Source organism: Actinomadura spongiicola (assembly GCF_003432485.1).
In the GTDB taxonomy this organism is placed as follows: Bacteria; Actinomycetota; Actinomycetes; order Streptosporangiales; family Streptosporangiaceae; genus Spirillospora; species Spirillospora spongiicola.
Window position 1 is genome coordinate 473,766 of record NZ_QVNQ01000005.1, and the last position, 18,375, is coordinate 492,140.

Sequence of the window (18,375 nt, forward strand, 5' to 3'; positions counted from 1 at the left end):
GCGGCGCCTCGCGGCGCCGCCGGCGGGCGATCAGCACGGGCGGACGCGAATCGGCAGCGAGGTGACGCCGGTGGTGTCCGGCGCCTGCATGAACGTGGGCGGCTTGTCCGGGTCGGCGTGGATCTCCGAGTACCGGTCGAACAACTCGTTCAACGCCACCCGGCCCTCCATCCTGGCCAGCGGAGCGCCAAGGCAGAAGTGGATGCCGCGCCCGAACCCCAGTTGGGGATTGGGCGTGCGGGCCGGGTCGAACGCCATCGGGTCGGCGAAGACCCGCGCGTCGCGGTTCGCCGCTCCGAACCACACCAGCACCATCTTTCCGGCCGGGATTCGCCGTCCGGCCAGGCGCACCTCGGCGGCGGTGGCGCGATAGGTCGCCGCGACGGGACTCAGGTAGCGCAGCGACTCTTCCACCAGCCCCGGCACCAGTGCCCGGTCCGCGCGCACGCGAGCCATCTGATCGGGGAAGTGGTCGAGGCACAGCATCGTGTTGCCGATCAGCATCGTCGTCGACAGGTACCCGGCGATGAGCAGCATCTTGGCGAACCCCACGATGTGCTCGTCGCTCAGCCGCCGCCCGTTCAACTCGGCCGCCAGGAGCCCGCCGAGAAGGTCGTCCCGGGGGCCGCGCCGACATTCGGCGATGTGCTCGCGCAGGTAGCCGAGCATCGCGCGCATGTGCTCCATCGCGGCGCCGAAGGCGCGCTCCTGCTCCTCGGCGCTGTCGGCGAGCGACGTGCCGCCCATCTCGCCCACCACGCCGGTCATCCAGCCCTCGAACAGGTGCTGGTCCGCGGCCGGGATGCCCAGCAGTTCGGCCACCACGGTCACCGGCAGCGGGTAGGCGAGCGCCGTCATGAGATCGAACTCCTCCGCTCCCGCCACCGCGTCGAGCAGTTCGCGGGCGAGCCGGGTGATCCGCGGCTCCAGGTCGGCCACGACCTTCGGCGTGAACGCGTGACTGACCACGTTGCGCAGCCAGCGGTGGTCCGGCGGGTCCATCTGGAGCAGGTCGCCCTCGGTGAACGCGTCCTCGGCGTTGTCGGGCATCAGCCGGGCCGTCTCCGCCGACGAGAAGACGCCGGGAAGGCTCAGCGCCTCAAGGACCTCGGCGTGGCCGTAGACGTTCCACGCGTCCATCTCCTCGTCGTACCGCACCGCGTGCTCGGGCGGGCGGCCGTACAGCCAGAACTGGCCGGGGTGGATGCCCCACCGGGCGGCGAGAGAGGTCATCGATCGGTCCCGCCGGAGGCACCGGCGTCCTCCCTCGCCATGGCCTCGCGCAGGCTCCGGGGGCGCATGTCGACCCAGTTCTCCTCGACGTAGTCCAGGCACTCGCGGCGGCGCGCGGCACCGAACACGACCCGCCAGCCGTCGGGAACGTCGGCGAACGTCGGCCACAGCGAATGCTGGTCCTCGTCGTTCACCAGCACGTAGAACTCGCCGTTCTCGGCGTCGAACGGATTGGCGCTCATGGGGGGCTCCCTACCTTTTCTCTTGGGCGGCCAGGCCGGCCGCGATGGAACGGGCGATCTCACCACTGCGGACCGCGAGGTTCGACAGCAGCGACGACGACAGCCCGTGCGTGTGCTCGGTCCCGCCCTGCAGGTAGATGCCGCACCGCAGGTCGGGCGGGGTGACGAGCCGGTAGTCGCGGTCCACCCGGAGCCGGCCGGCGTCGTCGCGCGGGCACCGGGACGCTAGGTCGCCGAGGACCGCGCAGGGGTCCATGGGGTCGTAGCCCGTGGCGCAGACCAGCACGTTGACGTCCAGGTCGTGGCTCTCGTCGCGCGACGCCGAGTGCAGCGTGACGCGGACGTCGTTCTGGACGGACTTCACGTCGACCACCCGGGTCAGGCCGAGGAAACGCAACCGGTTCGTCCCGGCGAGCCCATCGTCGTAGGCGCGCCGGTAGAGGTCCTTGATCACCTCGGCGTCCACCACCGAGTAGTTCGTGTTCTTGTGGTATTTCCAGAACGCGTCGCGCGACCGCGGCGTCCCGTCGTAGTAGTCGTCGACCGCGTCCGGGTCGAAGATCTGGTTGGCGAACGGGGTGCTGTCCGCGATCGAGTACCCGTAGGCCGGCACGATCGCGTGGATCTCCGCCTCCGGCAGCGCGTCGTACAGGAACCGGACGATCTCGGCGGCGCTCTGGCCCCCGCCCGCGACCGCCACCCGGCGGATCGGGCGGTCGTGCGCCCGGAACCGGTCGAGGAACTCCGAGCTGTGCCATACCGACGTGTCGCCCTCGACCCCGGCGGGCATCCTCGGAACCAGGCCGGTCGAGACGACGACGTTGCGCGCCTCCACCAGCCGGGTGCCGCCGGACCGGCCGTCGCCGCGCACCTCGACCAGCAGGCGGTCCACCGGCCCCCGCTCCCCCGGAGGCGTCCGGATCGCGACGACCTCCGAGCCGTAGACGACGTTCGGGCGCAGCTTCGCCTCCGCCCATTCGAGGTAGCCGTGGAACTCCCGTCGCGTCGGAAAGAAGTCCTGGTTGTTGACGAACATGGCGAGCCGGCCCACCTCGCGCAGATAGGAGACGAAGCCGAACGGCGAAGCGGGATTGCGGAAGGTGACGAGGTCCTTCAGGAAGGAGACCTGCATCTTCGCCGAGGGGACCAGCATTCCGCGGTGCCAACTCAGCGAGGCCCGGCGTTCGAGGAACACCGACGAGATCGGCTCGGGCCGCTCGTCCAGCGCGATGGCCAGCGATAGGTTGGCGGGCCCGAAGCCGATGCCCGCGACGTCGTACGTTCTCGGTTCTGGCACGTCCACCGGGCAGTATCCCTTCGTCCTTCATTCTCCGGCGAGATGACGCCCGATGATCCGGCAGATCTCAGCGGCGGGACCGGGCAGGTACAGGTCCTCGTGCGCGCTCCGGACGTCGTACTGGCGCAGCGCGCCGAGGATGTGCGGGCCCCACAGCTCGGCGAAGGACCCGTCCGGGTTCGGCACCGCGTTGAAGAGGACGGCGTCGCCGCTGTAAACGGGCGAGTCGAACTCCCCCATGAGGCGGGTGTGATCGACGATCACCGAGACCGCCCGGTCCACGAAGCGGGCGTCGCCGTCCGCCGTGCCCGCCGTGCCCGTGGTGACCAGATGCTCGGCGAAGTAGTCGCGGACGGCGGCGGCGGTGGGCGGCCCCTGCGCGGCGAGGTGCCCGGCCGGTGCGCTGTCCAGCAGCGCCAGGAGCCCGACCCGGTGCCCGCGCCGCCGCAGCTCCGCGGCGACCGCGTGCGCGAGCGTGCCGCCGACCGAGTGCCCCATCACGTGGTAGGGGCCCTCCTGCTGGACGGCCAGGATCTCGTCGGCGTAATCGGCGACCATCTCCTCGATGGATCCGGGCGGGCAGAAGACCCCGTCCAGTCCCTTCGCCTGGATCCCGTAGGCCGGCCGGTCCTGCGGGAGCAGCCCGGCCATGCCCAGGTAGGGCCAGCAGATCCCGCCGCCCGGGTGGATCCACCACAGCGGTTCTCGGTCGCCCCCGGTCCTGATGGGCAGGACGGGCGCGAACGGGTCGGTGGTTCCGGGGGGTGCGCCGTCCCCGTCCATGTACGCCGCGAGCTCGGCGACGGTCGGGGACCGGAACACCGTGCGGATCGGCACGTCGGCGCCGAGCACGCCGCGAACTCGGTTGACCAGCCGGGCCGCCGACAGTGAGTGGCCGCCGAGCGCGAAGAAGCCGTCGTCCACGCCGACCCGCTCCAACCCCAGGACCTCCGCGAACAGGCCGCAGAGGATGCGTTCGCGCGGTGTGGCCGGCGGGCGGCCGCCGCCCGCCGACCCGTAGTCCGGGGCGGGGAGCGCCCGCCTGTCCGGTTTCCCGGTCGCCGTCAGCGGGATCTCGCCGACGACCGTCACCGCCGCGGGAACCGCGTACTCCGGCAGCCTCTCGAGCAGATGGGCCCGCAGTTCCGCCGCTCCGTTCCCGCCGGCCTCCGGGGCGGGGGTGACGTACGCCGCCAGGCGCCGGTCGCCGTTCCGCCCGTCCACGACCACCACCGCGCGGCCGACCGCGGGATGCTCCAGCAGGGCCGCCTCGACCTCGCCGAGCTCGATGCGGAGCCCGCGGAGCTTGACCTGGTCGTCCCGCCTCCCCCGGAAGGCCAGTTGGCCGTCCGGGGCCTGGACGACGACATCGCCGGTCCGGTACATCCGCTCCCCCGGCGTCCCGTACGGGCAGGCGACGAAGCGCTCCGCCGTCGGCCCGCGCCGGCCGAGGTAGCCGCGCGCCAGCCCCGGCCCGGCGATGTACAGCTCGCCGGCGACCCCGGGGGGCACCGGGCGCAGGGCGGTGTCGAGGACGTACACGCCGGTGCCGGTGATCGGCCGTCCTATCGGCGGGATGCCGCCGTCCGCGGAGAGCGGTGTGCTCATGAGGGTCGCGGCGGTGGTCTCCGTCTGGCCGTAGATGTTGACCATCCGCCGACCGGGCGCCCACCGGGCCACCGTCTCCGGCGGGACCGCCTCGCCGCCGGTGGCCAGGGACTCGACGGTGGAGAGCGCGCCGGACGGCAGCTGCGCGAGCATCCCGGGCGGGCACATCAAGTGCGTCACCGCGTTGCCCGCGACCGTGGCGGCCAGCACCGGCCCGGCCGTCAGGTCGGCCTCGTCGGCGATCACCAGGGTCGCACCCGACAGGAGCGCCGTGTAGATCTCGCAGAGCGAGACATCGAAGCTCGGCGAGAGGAGTTGGAGGATCCGGCTGCGGTCGGTGACCGCGAGCCGCTCGGCGTGCGCCGCGACCAGGGCCGCGATGCCCCGATGCGAGACGGCTACGCCCTTCGGCCGTCCCGTCGACCCGGAGGTGTAGAGGACGTAGGCGAGCCCGTTCGGGTTCCGGGCCCCCTCGACGGTGGCGTCGTCGGGCACGGGGAGGGGTTCGTCCAGGCGCAGCACCGGGACCGGGACCCGCGCCATCGCCTCGGCCGTCGTGGCGTCGGCGAGCGTCAGGCGGGCGCCCGAGTCGGCCGTCATGTGGGCGATGCGCGCGGTCGGCTGGGCGGCGTCGACCGGCAGGTACGCCGCGCCCGCCTTCGCCACCGCCAGCAGCGCGACGACCAGGTCCGGCGAGCGGCGCGTCGCGACCGCCACCACCGACTCCGCTCCCACCGCACGCCGGACGAGCGCGGCCGCGAGCCGGCCGGCCCGCGTGTCGAGCTCCTTGTAGGTCAGCTCGTGCGGCCCGAAGGCCACGGCGACGGCGTCCGGCGTCTCCGCCGCCCGCGCGCCGAACAGCTCCGCGATGGTCGCGGCGTCCGGCGTCTCCGGTGCGGGTTCGCGGGCGGGAGCCTCCGGGCCGACCGCCCCGATCGGGGCGTCGGGGTTCTCCGCCACCGCTCGCAGGACCAGGGAGAGGCGGGCGATGATCCCGGCCACGATGTCAGGGCCGAACGCGGACTCCTGGTACTCCACGACGACCCGTAGGGCCGGATCGGCGGACGCCGCGACGCCCAGCGGGTAGTGCGTGCCGTTGGGCGAGGCCGCGCCGGTCATCGTGACGCCGGCGGCGTCCGCGCCGCCCTCTTCCGGCGACGGGAAGGATTCGAACACCGCCACGGTGTCGAACAGGACGGGCAGGCCGGCTTCCCGCTGGATGTCCGTCAGCGCGTGGTGATGATGGTCGAGCAGTGCGGTCTGCCGCTCCTGAAGGACGGTCAGCACCCGGCGGAAGGTGTCCCAGGGCGTGCACGCGACCCGGACGGGAACGGTGTTGATGAAGAGGCCGACCATCGACTCCACGCCCGCGACGGCGGGCGGCCGGCCCGAGACCGTCGTGCCGAACAGCACGTCCCGCCGTCCGGTCAGACCGGACAGGACGATGCCCCAGGCCCCGTGCACCAGGGTGCTCGGGGTGACGCCGAGTTCCGCGGCCCTCCGCGGCAGGACGCGGGCGACGTCCTCCGGCAGCGGAACCTCCATCCGGCGTCCGGCCTCACCGCCGGGCGGGGACGCCGGACCTGGGGCGAGCAGCGTGGGTTCCTCCACGCCGTCGAGCTCCCGCGCCCACGCTCGGGCGGACGCGTCCCGGTCCCGCTCGGCCTGCCAGGTGAGGAAGTCACGGAACGCGCCGGGCGGTGGCAGCGCCGCGGCGTCGCCGCCCGCCTCGTAGAGGCGCAGCAGCTCACCCGTCAGCAACGGCACCGACCATCCGTCGAACAGGACGTGGTGCGCGGTAAGGACCAGCACCGCCGTCTCGGCGCCGGTCCGCACGAGGCCGAACCGCAGGAGCGGCGGCAGCGCAGGGTCGAAATGCGCGGACCTGTCCTCGGTGAGGAACCGCCGGAGCCTCTCCTCGCGCTCGACCCGCGGGAGGTCGCGCAGGTCGAGCTCGCGCCATGGAAGCTCCACGCCGTCCACCACGAGCTGGACCAGATCTCCGGTCGCCCGCCCGGTGAACGCGGCGCGCAGGTTCGCGTGCCGGTCCAGCAGCGCCTGCCCCGCCGCGCGCAACCGGGCCGCGTCCACCTCGCCGGTCAGGTCGAGCAGCAGTTGCACGTGGTAGGGGTCGTATCCGGAGCCGGCCAGCTTCGACTGGAACAGCAGACCGGCCTGGAGGGGCGTCAGCGGCCACACGTCCGCAAGTCCCGGGTAGCGCTGTTCCCAGGCCTCTATCTCGCTCTGCCGCACCCTCACCAGGGGGACGTCGGACGGGGTCAGGCCGCCCGCGTTCGGCTGCCGGGCGTGGCGCGCCAGCTCGTCGAGGGCCGCCCGCCAGAGCTCGGCCAGGTCGCCCACCTCGTCCTTCGACAGCACGCCGGTCGCGTACCCGAACCGGGCGGTGAGGGTCGCGCCCTCGCCGGTCTCGGTGACGAACGCGTTGACCTCCAGGGTGGACGTCAACGGCAGCCCCGGGTCCGGCCGCGCGACCAGGCCGAGCGCGCCGGGCGCCTCGGTCCAGCCCAGTCCCCGCAGGGGTGCCGGCATGTCGGCCGCCGAGAACCGGCCGAGGTAGTTGAACGTCACCTGGCCCGAGGGGCACCGCGCCAGCACGGCCCCCGTCTCGTCGTTCAGGTGGCGCAGCAGCCCGTAGCCGAGGCCCTTGTCGGGGAGGGTGAGCAGCCGCGTCTTGACGGCCTTCACCACGTCCCCGACTGAGGGGTCGGGAGCGCCGTCCCCCGCCGGACGCAGCGCCGCGGCCGCCATCTCGACCCTGATGGGGAACAGGCTGGTGAACCAGCCCACCGTCCGCGACAGGTCGGCGCCCGGGACGACCGTCTCCTCGCGACCGTGCCCCTCCACGTTCAGCAGGACCGACGGCTCGGTCACACCGCGTGCCCGCCGCCACCGGCCGATCGCCAGTGCCAGCCCGGCCAGCAGGCCATCGCCCGCCCCGCAGCGGAAGACGGCGGGAAGCGTCGTCAGCAACGTGTCGGTCAGGCCGGGGGTCAGCCGCACGTCCACGCTGCCGGCGGTGGCCTGAACGTCGACGGCGGGGTCCAGCGGCCGGGCGCCGAGCAGCGGGTCCGGCCCCTGGGTGACGGACCGCCACAGCGGTAGCTCCGACACCCGCCGCACGGCGACCGCCTCGCGGGCCAGCGCGTGCACCCACGCACGGAACGAGGTGCCGACGGCGGGCAGCAGGGGCTCCCGCCCCGCCCGGACTCGTTCCCAGGCGGCGGCGAGGTCCGGCAGCAGGATCCGCCAGGACACCCCGTCCACCACGAGATGGTGAAGGGCCACGATCAGGAGACCCGGGTCGATCCAGACGAAGCGCGCCATCACGCCGGCGGCCGGGTCCAGCAGGCCGAGGGCGGCGTCCAGCTCCTCCTGGGGGCCCGCCGGCCCGCCGGGGCCCTCACGGTCGACGCGGGTGAGCAGGGCCCGGACGTCGACCGTGCCCGGTGGCTCGACCCGCATCCCGTCGCCCACGAGGCGGGACCGCAGCATGTCGTGCCGGTCGATCACCGCGGTCAGCGTCGCGACCAGGCCCGCCTCGTCGATGCCCACGGGCAGTTCCAGCATGGTCGCCATGGCGAACCGGCCGGTCCTCCCGTGCTCGGCCAGGAACCTGCCGATCGGCGGCAGCGGCAGCGCGCCGACCCCGGCATCGTCCACCGCCGGCGCCGACGCGAGACCGGTGCGCTCGTCGGCTCTGGCCGCCAACCGGGCGACGGTGCGCAGCTCGAACATCTCGCGGGGGGTGATCTCCACGCCCGCCGCCCTGGCCCGCGAGACCACCTGGATCGACCGGATGCTGTCACCGCCGACGAGGAAGTAGTCGTCGTCGGCGCCGACCCGTTCGAGCCCGAGGACTTCGGCCACCACACCGGCCAGGACCAACTCTGTCGCCGTCCGCGGCTCCCGGTGACCGGCGGTGGCCGGGGCGGGCTTCGCGGTGGCGCGCGCCGGCCCCTGGACGAGGCCGAGCGGCGCGTCCGGATCGGCCACGGCGCGGCGCAGCGTCTCCACGAACCGGTGCGCGAGGCCCTCGACCGTGGCGCGGTCGAACAGGTCGGTGGCGTACTCGACGTGGCCCACCACGCCACGCCCGGGAATGTCGACCATGATGAACGACAGGTCGAGCTTGGCGGTGGCGGTGTCGACCGTGTCCACGACCGCCCGGAGCCCGCGCATCTCGAAGTCGTCGTCGGTGACGTTCTGCCAGGAGAACAGGACCTGGAACAACGGATGGTAGGCGGTGGACCGCTCGGGGTTCAGCAGCTCCACCAGCCGCTCGAACGGGACGTCCTGATGGTCGTAGGCGGCGAGCGCGCGGCGCCGCACCTCCTCCAGGACCTCGGCGAACGTGGGGTTCTCCGGCGTCCTCACCCGCAGCACCCACGTGTTGACGAAGAAGCCGACCAGGTCGGTCAGCGCCTCCTCGGTGCGGCCGGCGATCGGGGACCCGATGGTGAGGTCGTCGCCGCAGCCGAGGTCGCGCAGCAGCACCGCCAGCACGGTCTGGAGGACGATGGACGGCGTCGCGCCATGGACCGCCGCCAGTTCCTCGGCCCCGGCCATCAGTTCCCGGTCGAGCGGGAACGTCACCAGGTCGCCCTCGTGTCCCGCCACAGCGGGCCGGGCGCGGTCGGTCGGCAACGGCAGCGGCTGCGGCGCGCCGTCGAGCTCCGCCCGCCAGTAGCCGGTCTGCACGGCCAGTACCCCGTCGGGATCGTCGCCGTCGCCGAGCAGTTCCCGCTGCCAGAGGGTGTAGTCCGCGTACTGCACCGGGAGCTCCGACCAGTCCGGTGCCGTGCCCCGGCTCCGGGCTCCGTAGGCCGTGCTCAGGTCGCGCATGAGCGGGGCGACCGACTCGCCGTCCCCGGCGATGTGGTGGATCAGCAGCAGGAGGGTGTGGTCCTCGGGAGCGCACCGGAAGAGCCGGGCGCGTACCGGCGGCTCCGCGGCCAGGTCGAAGGGATGGACCGCCGCCGCCGCCACGGCGGCGTCGAGCTCGGGCGGGGCGACCTCGGCGACGGGCATCTCCGGCGGCATCTCGTCGGCCGGGAGGATCCGCTGGTAGGGCACGGCGTTCTCGTCCTCACCCACCAGCGTGCGCAGGCTCTCGTGCCGCGACGCCACGTCGCGCAGCGCCGCCCGCAGCGCCGGGACGTCCAGCGCGCCGGCCAGCCGCAGCACGATCGGGACGTTGTAGGTCGCCGACGCGCCGTCGAACCGGTGCGCGAACCACAGGCGATGCTGCGCCGACGACAGCGGCACCCGGTCGGGGCGCGGCTCCGCGCGCCGCAGCACCGGGCGCTCCGACGGCCCGGTGGGGAGGTGCTCGACCAGCTCCGCGACGGTCGGCGCGTCGAAGACGACCCGGATCGGGACGTCCACGCCGAGGGCCGAGCGGATCCGGCTGACGAGCCGCGTGGCCAGCAGCGAATGCCCGCCGAGGGCCGCGAAGTCGTCGTCGATGCCGACCCGTTCCAGCCCCAACACCTCGGCGAAGAGCAGGCACAGCAGCTCCTCGCGCCGGGTGCGCGGTCCACGACCCTGCCCGGCGCCGGCGCCGAACACGGGGGCGGGCAGCGCCGCCCGGTCCAGCTTGCCGCTCGCGGTCAGTGGCAACGCGTCCACGACCACCAGCATCGCCGGGACGAGTTGGTCCGGCAGCCGGGCCGCCGCGTACGCGCGCAGGTCCGCGCCGAGCCGCTCGGCGGTGTACCAGCGCTGTTCGCCCTCGGCCCCGGCCGGGGAGTCCGGCGGTGGAGCCTCCCCGGAGCGGGTGGCGTGGACGGAGTACATCCCGGTGCCGGCCAGCTCGTCGGCCGCCTCGGCGACGACCTGGAAGCCCTGGTCGCGCAGCAGCCGGGAGACGGTGTCCAGGCGCCCGTCGATGTCGTGGACCTCGGCCGCCACCTGCCGGATGATCGGCCAGTGGTCGGGCTCGATGCCCAGCAGCACGTCCAGCTCGCTCTTCTCCACGTCGATCTTCAGCAGGTCGATCACCGGGAGGTCGTGCTCCCGGATCATCTGCGAGAGCGTCCGCAGCTCGACCTCCATCCGCTCGCCGTGCAGCCTCTCGGTCAGCAGCTCGGTGAGGTCCCCCTCCTCCAGTCCGGCGTGCTCGCCCTCGGCGCCGACGACCTGCCGCAGCATGTCGCGCTCCGCGCGCTCGTCGGCGAAGCGCCCGGACAGCAGGGACAGGTCCGGGTAGTAGGTGAACTCCGCGACGCCCGGCTCACGGCCGAGGCCGCAGGGGGTCACGATCACGTCGATGTCGTGCAGCTCGGCGTTCAGTCGGAACATCTCGGCCAGTTCGGGGACGGGTTCGAACGCGTAGATCCGGCTGTCCGGGCGCCGGGCCTTCACCAGCAGCGAGAACAGGCCGACGTGGCCGCCGACGTCCACCACGCGGGCGCCTTCGGGCAGCGTGATGCCGGCCTTGAAGTACGCGTTCCTCTCGAAGATCTCGTCGTACAGGAACGCGGTGGTCGAGCGGTTGCGGGCGTGGACCGTCATGCCGTTGGGCAGTTCGTGCAGTTCCAGCCCGTCGAGCCGCCCTTCCCTGCGCAGCCGGCACAGGTTCGCCACCGCCGGCGCGGCGGTCCCGTCCGGCACCAGGTATCCCACGAGGCGGGGGCCGTCGGCGGCCTCGCGTGCGATCACCACGGCGCGTTCGACGCCCGGATGATCGGCGAGCACGCTCTCGATCTCACCGGGCTCGACGCGCCAGCCCCGTATCTTCACCTGGTGGTCGGCCCGGCCCAGGTACTCCAGCCGTCCCGACCGGTCCCACCGGACGACGTCGCCGGTGCGGTACATCCGGTCGGCCGGTTCCCCGAAGGGGTCGGCGACGAACCGTTCGGCGGTCATCGCGGGACGGTCCTTGTAGCCGCGGGCCAGCTGGGCTCCGGCGAGGTACAGCTCGCCCGTCACCCCCGGCGGGACGGGGACCAGGCGCTCGTCCAGGACGTAGAGCCGCGTGTTCCAGACGGGGCGGCCGAGCGTGACGGCGCCGGGCTCCGGCGGGCACGGCCCTGCGGTGACGTCGACCGCCGCCTCGGTCGGGCCGTACAGGTTGTTCAGCCGTGCACCGAGCACCGCGTGGTACTGGTCGCGCAACCGCGGGGTCAGGGCCTCGCCGCTGCAGACGACCTCGCGCAGGCTCCCGCAGTCGCCCGCCGCGGGCTCCCGCAGGAAGTCCTGCAGCATCGACGGCACGAAGTGGGTGATCGTGACCTCGGCGCGCCGGATCAGCGCGGCCAGGTAGGCGGGGTCGCGATGGCCGTCCGGCCGCGCCAGCACCAGCGTCGCGCCGGAGATGAGAGGCAGGAACAGTTCCCAGACGGACACGTCGAACGTGAGCGGGGTCTTCTGGAGGATCCGGTCCGCCGGGTCGACACCGTAGTGCTCGCGCATCCAGAGCAGCCGGTTCACGATCGCGCCGTGCTCGACGGCCACGCCCTTCGGCCGCCCCGTCGACCCCGAGGTGTAGATCACGTACGCCGTGTTACCGGGCAGTGGGCCCGCCACGGCGGCGGGGGCGGCGGCGGGCTCGTCGAGACCGGAGGCCGCGTCGTCCGGCCCGACGCGGGCCGCACCGTCGGGGATCGGCGCGTCCGGCGCCGCGACCGTGAGCAACGGACGGGCGTCCTCGTAGGTGGACGCGATCCGGTCGGCGGGGTGGTCGAGGTCCACCGGCAGGTAGGCGGCGCCGGTCTTGAGGATCGCCAGCAGCGCGACCACCATCTCGACCGACCGGGGCAACGCGACCGCGACGACGGTCTCCGGCCCGGCGCCGAGGGCGGCCAGGCGGCGTGCCAGCGGGTCGGCGCGGCGGCCGAGCTCCGCGTAGTCGACCTCGGCGTCCCCGCAGACCACCGCGGTCGCCGCGGGCGAACGGCGTATCTGTTCCTCGACCAGGTCCGCGAGCGTGGTGGGTCGCACCGGGTGCGCGGTGTCGTTCCACCGCGTCAGGACCAGTTCGCGTTCGGCGGCGTCGAGCACGTCGATCCTGCCGACGTGCAGGCGCGGGTCCGCCGCGAACTGCCGCAGGACCCGGTGGAACCGATCCGCGATGTCCACGACGGCATCGTGTTCGAACACGTGCCGCTGGTACTGCAGGACGAGCCGGAGATGGGGGTCGGCGTCGGCCACCACCGCGAGCGGGTAGTGGGATCCTCCGTACGGCGTCAGCCCGGTGACGGTCACCCCTGTGCCGGCGTAGGCCTCGCTCAGCCCTACATGGTCGATCGGATACGACTCGAAGACCACGAACGTGTCGAACAGCGGGGTCAGCCCGGCGGCCCGCTGGATCTCGGCCAGGCCGCGGTGATGGTGGTCGAGCAGCGCCGCCTGCCGGTCCTGCTGCCGCGTCAGCAGTTCGGCGAAGGTGTCGGTGGACGGGCAACGCACCCGGACCGGCAGGGTGTTGATGAACACGCCCACCATCGAGTCGACGTCGGCGATCGCGGGCGGACGGCCCGACACCGTCGCGCCGAACACCACGTCGTCCCGGCCGGTCAGCCGGCCCAGCAGGACCGCCCAGGCGCCTTGGACCAGCGTGTTCAGGGTGATCCCGAGTTCCGCCGAGACCTGCGACAGGTCGCGGGCCAGATCCGCGGGCAGGGGCACGCCGACCTGGCCGACGTCGGCCCCGCCGGCCGCGCCGGCCGCGGACGCGTGCGGGGCCAGGAGGGTGGGATCGTCCACGTCCTCCAGCTCGGCGGCCCAGGCCCGGGCCGCCGCCTCGTGGTCCTGCCCCGCCCGCCATTCGAGGAACTCGCGGTAACCGCCCATGGGCGGCAGGGCCGCCGCGTCTCCCTCCGTCCCGTAGAGCGTCAGCAGGTCCCGCAGCAGCAGCGGCACCGACCATCCGTCGAACAGGACGTGGTGGGCGGTGAAGACCAGCTCGGCCCGCTCCGGCCCGGTGATCACCAGCGACAGCCGCAGCAGCGGCGGGGAGGCCAGGTTGAAATGGGTGTTGCGGTCCTCCTCCAGGAACCGGTCCAGCTCCGCCTCCCGGTCGGTGAGGTCGAGATGCCGCCAGGGCAGCTCGACCCGGCCCGGGATGACCTGGACGTAGTCGCCGTCGCCGTTGGGGACGAACGCGGCCCCGAGGTTCGGATGGCGGTCGAGCAGCGCCTGCCCGGCCGCCCGCATCCGTTCGGGGTCGACCGCGCCGGACAGGTGCAGGACGAGCTGCACGTGGTAGGGGTCGAAGCCGGAGCCGGCCAGCATCGCGTGGAACAGCAGTCCGGACTGCAGCGGAGTCAGGGGCCAGATGTCGGCCAGGCCCGGGTAGCGCCGCTCCCACTCCTCGATCTGGGCTTGCCGCACCGACACCAGCGGCACGTCCGAGGGGGTGAGGCCGCCGGCCTCCGGTTCGGCGACGTGGCGTGCCAGCGCCCCGAGCGCGTCACGCCACAGACCGGCGATCTCGCGCGCCTCGTCGGCGGTCAGCACGCCGCGGGGGAAGCTGAACCGGGCCGTCAGCTCGGGCCCCGCGGCGGTGTCGGTGACGAAGGCGTTGACGTCGAGCGCCGACAACGCCGGCATGTCGGGGTCGAGGTCGGCGAGCAGCTCGGCCGTGCCCGGTGTCCGGTTCCAGCCGAGGCCGCGCAGATCCTCCGGCAGGTCGGCCTCGGAGTAGCGGCCGACGTAGTTGAACGCGATCTGGGGGGACGGCCGGGCGGCGAGTTCCGCCGCGGTGCCCTCGTTCATGTACCGCAGCAGGCCGTAGCCGAGTCCCTTGTCGGGGATGCGCAGCAGCTGCTCCTTGACCGCCTTGACGGCGGCGCCGGCGGCCGGGCCCGCGGCGAACGCGCCGTCGACGTCGGCGACCTCCAGGCGGATGGGGAACATGCTGGTGAACCAGCCCACGGTGCGGGACAGGTCCGCGCCCGGCACCACGTCCTCCTCGCGGCCGTGCCCTTCCAGCCGGATCAGCAACGAGTCCGCGTCCACGCCTCGGGCACCCCGCCAGCGCGCGACCGCCAGTGCCAGCGCGGCCAGCAGCCCGTCGTTCACCCCTCCGTGGAACGCCCTCGGGACCTCCGTCAGCACGGCCTCGGTGACCCGCGCGGACATGCGGACCCACAGGTGCTCGACCGTGGACATGACGTCGACCGCGGGGTCAAGGCGGCGCGCTCCCAGCACCGGGTCCGGGCCGTCCGTGATCCGGCGCCACAGGGGCATCTCGGCGGCCCGCTCCGGTGCCGCCTCCGCCAACGCGTGCGTCCACCGGCGCAGGGAGGTGCCCACGTCCGGGAGGCTCGGCGTCCGGCCGGAGCGAACCTGCTCCCACGCCGCCGCGAGGTCGGGCAGCAGGATCCTCCACGACACGCCGTCCACCACGAGATGGTGCAGGACGATCAGGAGCCGGCCCGGATCGAACCACACGAACTGCGCCATGACCCCCGCCGCGGGGTCCAGCCGACCGGTGGCCGCGTCCAGTTCCGCGGCGGCGACGTCCTCCCAGTGCCCCGCCCACCCGACGCGGCGCAGCAGGGCGCCCGCGTCCACCGAGCCGGGGGGCCCGATCAGCAACCCGCCGGAGACGAGCCGGGAGCGGAGCGCGTCGTGCCGGTCCAGCACCGCGGTCAGTGTCGCGAGCAGCCCGGCCTCGTCGATCCCGGCGGGCAGGTCGAGCACCATCGACATCGAGAAGCGGTCGTGCCCGCCGCCCAGTTCCACCAGGAATTCGCCCGCCGGCGGCAGCGGCAGGAGGCCGACCCCGCCGCCGTCCAGCTCGGCCAGGCCCCGGTCGGCGCCGGACCGCGAGGCGGCCAGCGCCGCGAGCCGCGCCACCGTGCGGCGCTGGAACACCTCGCGCGGGGTGATCTCGATGCCGTGCGCCCGCGCCCGCGTCACCACCTGGATCGACCGGATGCTGTCGCCGCCGCGGGCGAAGAAGTCGTCGTCGATCCCGACCCGCTCCACGCCCAGCACGCCGGCGTACACCGAGGCCAGCGCCTCCTCCACCGGCGAGCGCGGAGCCCGGTGGTCGCCGCCGGCGAAGTCGGGGGCGGGCAGGGCCGCACGGTCCAGTTTCCCGGTCGGCGTCAGCGGCAACCGGTCCAGGAGCGTGAAGGCCGACGGCACCATGTACTCCGGCAGCCGGGCCGACACGAAGGCGCGCAGCTCCGCCGTCGAGACCCCGGCGGTCAGGTCGACGTTCTCGTGCCGGCCGCCCTCCTGCTCGGCGGCGCCGCGCCCCGCCGGGACGACATGGCCCACGAGGTGCCGGCCGCCGGGCATGTCGTGCACGGTCACCGCCGCGTGCGCGACCCCGGGATGCGCGGTCAGCACCGCCTCGACCTCGCCGGGCTCGATACGGAAGCCGCGGACCTTCATCTGGCCGTCGGCCCGTCCGACGAACTCCAGCCGCCCGCCCGCGTCCCGGCGCGCGAGGTCGCCGGTGCGGTACATGCGCTGCCCCGGCGGCCCGAACGGGTCGGCCACGAACCGCTCGGCGGTCAGGCCGGCCCGGCGGTGGTAGCCCCGCCCGACCTCGCCCGCGACGTACAGCTCCCCGACGACGCCCGGCGCGGCGAGGGCGAGTCCCGGGCCCAGCACGTACGCGCGCATGTTGCCGAGCGGCTCCCCGATGGGGGCGCTGCCTGGGGCATCGGCGGGGAGGGGGCCCTCGACGACATGGGCGGTCGCGTAAAAGCTCTCGCTCTGGCCGTAGGCGTTCACCACCCGGACCCCAGGGAAGGCCTCCTGGACGCGCCGTACCAGCGAGGTCGGCAGCGCTTCGCCGGCGAACACCACGCTGTCCACGGTGGTCCGGGGGGCGATCTGCTCGACGAGCTCGGCGAAGACGGACGGCACCGTACTGATCACGCCGCCCGACCAGCCGCCGCGCTCGCCGAGTTCGAGCGCGTCCCGGACGACTTCGACGGTCCCGCCGCAGGCCAGCGTGGTGATGATCTCGAAGACCGACACGTCGAAGCCGACCGACGTTCCGGCCAGCATCCGGCTCCCCGGCCGCAGCCCCACCGTGCCGGCGAGCCGGGTCACCCCGTTCACCACGCCTCGGTGGGTGATCGCGACGCCCTTCGGCGTGCCCGTGGAGCCCGAGGTGTACAGGACGTAGGCCAGGTCGTCGGGGCGCGGCGCCGGCCACCTGCCGTCCGGTCCGCCCTGTTCGCCTTCCTCGTCCGCCAGGTCGCCGAGGTACAGGCGCGGGACGCCGACCTCCGGCAGCAGGCCCTCCGTCTCCCGATCGGTGAGGACGAACACGGGCCGGGCCTCCGAGAGCACGTGCTCCAGCCGGGCGCTCGGATACCGCGGGTCGATCGGCAGGTAGCCGGCCCCGGACTTGAGGATCGCCAGCAGCGCGACCACGAGGTCCGCCGACCGGGGCAGCGCCAGGCCGACCAGGCGTTCGGGCGCCGCGCCCCGCCGGACCAGCGCGTTCGCCAGGCGGGTGGCCCGGGCGTCCACCTCCCGGTAGGTCAGTTCCCGCCCGTCGCAGACGACGGCCGGCGCCCCCGGCGACAGTGCCGCCCGGCGCTCGACCAGTCCGGCGACGGTGGCGTCCGGGATGGGCGCCGCGGTGTCGTTCCAGCGGGTCAGCAGGTCCCGTTCGGCGGGCGCCAGCACGTCCACCGCGCCGATCGGCGTGCCGGGGTCGCCGGTCAGCCCGCGCAGCACGCGCACGAACCGCTTTCCGATGGTCACGGCGGTGGCCCGGTCGAACAGGTCGGTCGCGTACTCCAGGTTGCAGGCCATGCCCCGCCCCGCCGGGTCGGCGGCGAAGTTGAACTCCAGGTCGAACTTGGCGGTCGGGGTCGGGACGGTGCGCATGGACGCCGCCACCTTCGGCAGGTCGAGCTCCACCAGGGCGTCGTTCTGCCAGCTGAACATGACCTGGAACAGCGGGTGGTCCGCGGTGGAGCGCTCCGGGTTCAGTGCCTCGACCAGGCGCTCGAACGGAGCGTCCTGGTTGTCGTAGGCGCTCAGCGCCTTGTCCCGCACCCGGTCGAGCACCCGTCCGACCGAGGGGTTCCCCGTCAGGTCGACTCGCAGAACCCAGGTGTTGACGAAGAACCCGACCAGGTCGGCCAGCGAGTCGTCGGTGCGGCCGGCGATGGTGGCGCCCATCGTGACGTCCTCGCCCGCGCCGAGGTGGTACAGGAGGATCGCCAGCGCGGACTGAAGAACCATGGGCACCGTCACGCCCCTGGCCCGCGCCATGTCCTCCACCGCCGCGGCCAACGCGGGCTCGATCACGAACTCCGTCAGCTCTCCGCGGTGGCTGGCCTGCGGGGGGCGCGGCCGGTCGGTCGGCAGCCGGAGTCGCTCCGGCGCGCTCGCCAGCTCGTCCCGCCAGTACCGGAGCTGTGTCGCGATGACGCTTCCGGGATCGTCCTCGTCGCCCAGCAGCTCCCGCTGCCACAGCGTGTAGTCGCGGTACTGCACCGGCAGGTCCGGCCAGCGCGGCTCGTGATCTCCCACGCGGGCGGTGTACGCCTCGGAGAGATCGCGGGCCAGCGGTGCGGTCGACTCGCCGTCGACGGCCACATGGTGGATCACCAACACCAGCACGTGCTCGCCGGGCGCGCAGCGCAGCAGGCACGCATGCACGGGAACGTCGGCGGACAGGTCGAACCGGTGGGACGCCTCCTCGGCCACCACGGCGTCCACGTCATCGGGCGGGACCTCCAGCAGCGGGACGGGCAGCCGCAGGTCGTCGGGCGGGATGATCCGCTGGCCGGGCAGCCCGTCCTCGTCCTCGGCGAACACCGTCCGCAGACTCTCGTGACGGACGACGACGTCCAGTAACGCCGATTTCAGCGCGGCGACGTCCAGATCGCCATGGAACCTCACCACGAACGGCACGTTGTAGGTCGCCGAAGGCCCTTCGAGCCGGTCGACGAACCACAGCCGCCGCTGCGCGAAAGAGATGGGGATCATCGCCTCTGCTCCTTGCTTCTTCATTCCACGCACACCGACCCGGAAATGCCGAACATC

4 protein-coding genes are annotated in these 18,375 nt (G+C 73.6%); all 4 read right to left on the reverse strand.

Annotated elements, in window-relative coordinates; all coding sequences use genetic code 11:
* Positions 1–30 precede the first annotated feature (30 nt).
* The 4 genes from D0T12_RS18685 to D0T12_RS18700 are packed head-to-tail and all read right to left on the reverse strand — an operon-like array spanning position 31 to position 18,318.
* Positions 31–1,233, reverse strand: a complete 1,203-nt coding sequence (locus D0T12_RS18685; RefSeq protein WP_117400864.1) for a cytochrome P450 — start codon at positions 1,231–1,233, stop codon at positions 31–33.
* Complete coding sequence (locus D0T12_RS18690; RefSeq protein ID WP_117400865.1) at positions 1,230–1,475, reverse strand: MbtH family protein; 246 nt, start codon at positions 1,473–1,475, stop codon at positions 1,230–1,232. Before D0T12_RS18690 ends, D0T12_RS18685 begins: the two co-directional genes overlap by 4 nt.
* A 10-nt stretch (positions 1,476–1,485) precedes the next feature.
* Positions 1,486–2,778: a lysine N(6)-hydroxylase/L-ornithine N(5)-oxygenase family protein gene (locus D0T12_RS18695; RefSeq protein ID WP_199487530.1), complete on the reverse strand. Its 1,293-nt coding sequence runs from the start codon at positions 2,776–2,778 to the stop codon at positions 1,486–1,488.
* A 21-nt stretch (positions 2,779–2,799) separates the two neighbouring features.
* Positions 2,800–18,318 (reverse strand): non-ribosomal peptide synthetase, encoded by a 15,519-nt coding sequence (locus D0T12_RS18700; protein WP_117400866.1) that lies wholly within the window; start codon positions 18,316–18,318, stop codon positions 2,800–2,802.
* Between the last annotated feature and the right edge of the window lie 57 nt (positions 18,319–18,375).